1 protein-coding gene is annotated in these 1,122 nt (G+C 45.8%); it reads left to right on the plus strand.

Features of this window, described 5'->3' with window-relative positions:
- Positions 1-1,072, plus strand: a 1,072-nt coding sequence (locus tag ACTVAI_RS11805) for an ISL3 family transposase (RefSeq protein WP_443486747.1), incomplete at its 5' end; no start/stop codon positions are given.
- Positions 1,073-1,122 lie beyond the last annotated feature (50 nt).

Below are 1,122 nucleotides of genomic sequence, written 5' to 3' on the forward strand. Positions count from 1 at the left end.
TCAAACCTTCATCGCTGAAACAAAACTCGTTGAACGACACTGCTTCATTTCCAACATTATTAAACGGACAATTGCGATGGAACTGCGGGAAATCCAGTCCATGAGATTGGTGGCACAACATCTTTCCGTTTCCAGCAACACGGTCATCCGGGTCCTTGAAAAAATATCAGAACCATTGGCACCCAACCATATCTATCTCCCGCAACACCTTTCCATCGATGAATTCAAGTCCGTCAGAAATGTGTCCGGTGCCATGAGCTTCCTGTTTCTTGATGCCCAAAACCACCGGTTGATCGATGTCGTCGAGGACAGACGGCAGAATCAGCTGATTGACTACTTCATGCGCTATCCCAAGGAATCGCGTTACAGCGTGAAGACTGTCACGATGGACATGTACTCCCCGTATCTAGCGGTCGTAAAAGACTGTTTTCCTAAAGCGCAAATCGTGATCGATCGGTTCCATATTGTCCAACACCTGAACCGGGCACTCAATTCGTTCCGTATCCGCGTCATGAATGAAGCCAAGAAAAAAAGCGAGACGGACTACCGGAAGCTGAAGAAACAATGGAAACTGCTTTTGAAAAATGAATGGGAATTAAACGTCATCGATTATCGGACGCACCGGCTTTACGAGGGGCTGGTGACCGAGAAGATGATGGTGGATTATTTATTACATATCAATCCCCGTTTACGCCAGTTTTATACCTTGGTGAATGACCTACGTTTCGCCCTCCAAAGACATGACTTTGACCAATTCAAAACCATTTTAGAAGAATCCAGGAAATATGTACTGCCCAAAAAAGTCCGTACCACCGTGCAGACTCTGTTTAAGTATCAGGAAGGCATCCGGAATGCTTGTGTGTATACGTTGTCCAACGGGGCCATCGAAGGGGTCAACAATAAAATAAAAAACATCAAGCGTTCCGGATTCGGTTATCGAAATTATAGTCACCTGCGTGCACGCATCCTCATCAGTTACCGCCTGACTGCGAGCCAATTTGAGCCGAAGGCACTCCATTACAAGGAGGAAAAGCGCCGACAAGAAGAAAAAGAAAAAGCCAAAGCGAGTTAGTCTTCGCTTTGACTTTCATTTGGTCCACCAACACTATTTGACATAGAACC

The organism is Jeotgalibaca sp. A127 (genome assembly GCF_052266745.1).
GTDB lineage: Bacteria > Bacillota > Bacilli > Lactobacillales > Aerococcaceae > Jeotgalibaca.